The organism is Bacillus sp. 05T31 (assembly GCF_056396725.1).
Genome location: NZ_JBFTMA010000591.1, coordinates 1 through 3474 on the forward strand (window position 1 = coordinate 1; position 3474 = coordinate 3474).

The following is a 3474-nucleotide window of genomic DNA, read 5'->3' on the forward strand; positions in this document are numbered from 1 at the left end:
TTCGTGACACATTCTTCATCAAGTAAAATAATTACGTCACGGTTTGGCAATCCAAATATATCCGTAACCCCAGCTGCACCTGCGAGAACATATAATTCAGCAGGTGCAAAATTCATTTCTTTCTCCATTTTTTTATCCCTCATTTCTCCATCACAACTGTTTTATCGCCCTTACTTCCGGCCTATCTCCGTACGTTTGAATACTTTTATCTAACTCTTTCAAAGCTTTCGTATGTCCTTCAAATGCCTCTACCATTTCTGAGTTATATTGAATGATTAAATCTAGATAACTTAAAAAGGCATCTCTCGTTTTTCCATTCCAGTTCGCACATGTAACATATGCTTTTAAGTTTTTCGCTTCGTTTAAAGAATCCTTCATACCATTTTCAATATTTTGCGCGTAAGAAATGGCACTTGCAGTGTTACTTCCTATAATTTCAACCTCTTTACCACTCATGTGGGTTCCCCCATTCTTTATATGTTTAATGGATAAGATTTTCAATTTCCTTTTTCTTTTCTTCAAAAGCCTTGGTCGCTGCATTGTATGCGGACGCTTTCTCCGCTTCTGCTTTCGCTTTATATTCCAAATACTTTGCATAAGCTGTACCTATCGCAGATCCAACATCGCTTAATGCACTCTTAAAATAGGATAGTACTGTATTTAATTCTTCATCCTTTTCATGACGTTTTTGTTCAAATTCAACTGCCGGAATTTTATTAGCTTCTAAGCCATTACTTTTACTCTCATAATCTCTTTTCGCTGATTCAGCCTCTTGAATGAATTGTTTTAACTCTCTTTCTTGATCTTTTAAATAATCATGTAATTTATCATACTGGTCTCGTTTCCTTGCGCTTTCTGTAAAACCCGATGCATTTAAAAAAACAGTGTACAATTCCTCTAACATCTTTCTCCCCCTTTATTACAATAAATATGTAGTTAAATTCGTATATTTAAACATGAATATTCATTACATTGAGAATTTATAAATAATTATTTTTGCATATTGCTATTCTATCAAAGGGGTTTTAACATTTCCATATTTTATAAAAAGGTTTCGTATTTTTCTTCAATTAAATAGCAATGAATATTTATTATCTAAAAATTATAGTTTTATATAGATTATTGGAATTTTATCCACATTAAGTGAATTAATGACAAATGATCATCATTTACATGTTATAATTACGATGTGTACATTTAGCTGTATTAGAATGTATATGTGTAATACGTATATTTAATAAAGTTAAATTAAACTGGGGAGGCTTTCTCAAATGGGCAAGAAAACAAGCAAAGCTAAAAAAATTTTGGGATTCGTAATCACCACAGCACTAGCAACTACAATGATGGTAGGCACAGCAAACGCACAAACAACTACGAATAACTATAAAGTAGCTGGCAATGCGAACTCTGTATTTACAGATGTACCAAAGGACCACTGGTCAAAAACTGCTATTGATTACTTAGCAGCAGCAGGGATTTATAAGGGATATGGAAATGGAAAATTTGGTTTTGGGGACAACATTACTAGAGGACAGGTTGCTTCTTTAGTCAATCGACATTTAGGTTTAATAGCAGATGATAAACAGGGAAATATGTTTAGTGATATTACAAATCATATGTTTGAAAAGGATATCAAAGCCATTGCGCAAGCTGGAATTATGACAGGTGATGGAACAGGTGCATTTCGTCCAGATGACGCATTAAATCGGTATGAGATGGCAGTAGTATTSCAAAAGGCATTTCAATTAAACTCAAAAGGACAAGAGAACTTTAAAGATGTACCAAAAGGTCATTGGGCCTATGAATCTGTAAATACGCTACGTAGTAACCGGATATCCCAAGGTGACGAGTCTGGTAATTTTAATGGCAACATGCTTGTGAAACGTGAGCAGTATGCACAATTTTTCTATAATGCAATAGCAAAGAACAGATCTTATAATTTCAACATCAATACAAAAGAAGAACTGAAACAAATGTTAGCAACAGCTTTACAGGATGGGACGTTTGGTCCATTTAAATTAGATGTACTGGGTAAAGATATATCTGAGGTAAAAAAAGAATTTGGAGTGCCTGATGTTTGGAAGCAAGCGCCATGTACAGAATGTGATGCACCTACTACAGCGGTATATGGAGATTATAATATTGATATGTACCCTTCGGACGCTAGATATATATGGGTAAAAATGGATATCACTATCGATGAATTAAAAGAGTGGTTTGGTGAGCCAGATGGAATTGGAGAGGATATGACTAGTGAAGGCTTTATATATAATCGAGGAAGCTATTCTCTTTATTTCAGCTTCTCTGATGGTTATATTCAACGCGCTGAAATATCTAAAAGTGAACATCATTAATACGTTACAAGCAATATAAAATATATAAAGCATAAAAAAATCCTTCAAGAACGTGCCTTTTCTTGAGGGATTTTATTTTGTTTCTATCTATTTAACATAATACAAAGCTGTAAAACTACTACTGATTAAAGTTCCACTTTATTTTTCTTAGTGCTCCGCATTCCATTCACTTAAATACGTTGCATATTCTAGTTCATCTGAATCATCATATAACATAGAAATAAACTCTAATTTATTTCCATCACAATCTAGAAAATATACGCTTGCAGCTGGCATCCACCTTTGGACAATTGGTTCTCGATTTCCTTTCCCTTGACTCCCTACTACCTCTATTCCACGCTTCTCTAACCATAATTTTGAAGCATTTAAAAACTCTAAATCTACACGAAAAGCGAAGTGTTTCGTCTCAAATTCTTCATTCGTATGCATTTCCCATAACCCGAGCATTTGCTCTTTACTTTCTCCTACCCAAAAGAACGCAATTCGTCTTTTCGATAGTCTTTTTGTCCCAATCCTAAAATTCAATACATTAAGCATCCTTAAATTTACATTTTTATGTAGTTAGTTTCTCTCTATACTACCTTCACTAACAAAGATCTCTAGCTAAGCCTTTCATTGTTCAGTAAAAAAACAAGCCATCCAACTCAAATGAATTGGATGGCTATTTGTTATGAGATTACTTCAATTTCCCCTCAAAAACAATTTTTCTACCGCATGGTTCAACTTCTGTTTTGCCGTTTTTCTTCACTTCATGAAAGATTGGTTCTTCCATGCGACGAGACGGTGCATAGCCTTCTTGTTCCATACGTGCTAAGCAGTCTGTAATCGTTTCATTTTCTAGTACTTCAAATTTTTTCTTATTAGGTTGTTTTGTCATGCCCTAACCTACTTTCTATTTTTCTTGATGCGAATTGATTTTTCATGTAAATAATATAAAACATTGCGAGAATACCCATTATAATCATAACCGCAATAAAAAAGCTTGTATACTGTATTTTCTCTATAAATACGCCTCCTAATACAGGACCCATAATACTCCCTAAACTAAAGGCGATTCCGGATAATATATTACCTGCTGGTAGTAAGTGTCTCGGTAATAAATCTGTCATAAATCCAAGAC

5 protein-coding genes and 2 pseudogenes are annotated in these 3474 nt (G+C 34.0%); 1 reads left to right on the forward strand and 6 read right to left on the reverse strand.

What is annotated here, in order from left to right; all coding sequences use genetic code 11:
* The 3 genes from AC1DJR_RS24765 to AC1DJR_RS24775 all read right to left on the reverse strand — a co-directional run.
* Nucleotides 1-128, reverse strand: a 128-nt coding sequence (locus AC1DJR_RS24765; protein ID WP_477003739.1) for a DUF5081 family protein, incomplete at its 3' end; no start/stop codon positions are given.
* A gap of 22 nt (nt 129-150) precedes the next feature.
* Nucleotides 151-456: a WXG100 family type VII secretion target gene (locus AC1DJR_RS24770; protein ID WP_016091772.1), complete on the reverse strand. Its 306-nt coding sequence runs from the start codon at nt 454-456 to the stop codon at nt 151-153.
* Nucleotides 457-481: 25 nt separating this feature from the next.
* Nucleotides 482-904: a hypothetical protein gene (locus AC1DJR_RS24775; RefSeq protein WP_340952847.1), complete on the reverse strand. Its 423-nt coding sequence runs from the start codon at nt 902-904 to the stop codon at nt 482-484.
* A gap of 367 nt (nt 905-1271) precedes the next feature.
* On the opposite strand from AC1DJR_RS24775, the gene AC1DJR_RS24780 reads away from it, so the two are divergent.
* A complete protein-coding gene (locus tag AC1DJR_RS24780; RefSeq protein WP_477003738.1) occupies nt 1272-2354 on the forward strand; it encodes an S-layer homology domain-containing protein in 1083 nt (360 codons plus the stop codon).
* A 147-nt stretch (nt 2355-2501) separates the two neighbouring features.
* Here the strand turns inward: AC1DJR_RS24780 and AC1DJR_RS24785 are convergent.
* The 3 genes and pseudogenes from AC1DJR_RS24785 to AC1DJR_RS24795 form a co-directional block, all read right to left on the reverse strand.
* Nucleotides 2502-2858 (reverse strand): annotated as a pseudogene (locus tag AC1DJR_RS24785) (VOC family protein); the annotation flags it as partial.
* Nucleotides 2859-3030: 172 nt separating this feature from the next.
* Nucleotides 3031-3231, reverse strand: a complete 201-nt coding sequence (locus tag AC1DJR_RS24790) for an NETI motif-containing protein (protein ID WP_000166305.1) — start codon at nt 3229-3231, stop codon at nt 3031-3033.
* Nucleotides 3215-3474, reverse strand: a pseudogene (locus AC1DJR_RS24795) (MFS transporter); the annotation flags it as partial. The gene AC1DJR_RS24790 and the pseudogene AC1DJR_RS24795, both read right to left, overlap by 17 nt.

Bases quoted from the DNA above. Each gene is read 5' to 3' on its own strand.
- AC1DJR_RS24770 (WP_016091772.1), bottom strand. From the start codon at position 456: ATGAGTGGTAAAGAGGTTGAAATTATAGGAAGTAACACTGCAAGTGCC.
- AC1DJR_RS24775 (WP_340952847.1), bottom strand. From the start codon at position 904: ATGTTAGAGGAATTGTACACTGTTTTTTTAAATGCATCGGGTTTTACA.
- AC1DJR_RS24790 (WP_000166305.1), bottom strand. From the start codon at position 3,231: ATGACAAAACAACCTAATAAGAAAAAATTTGAAGTACTAGAAAATGAA.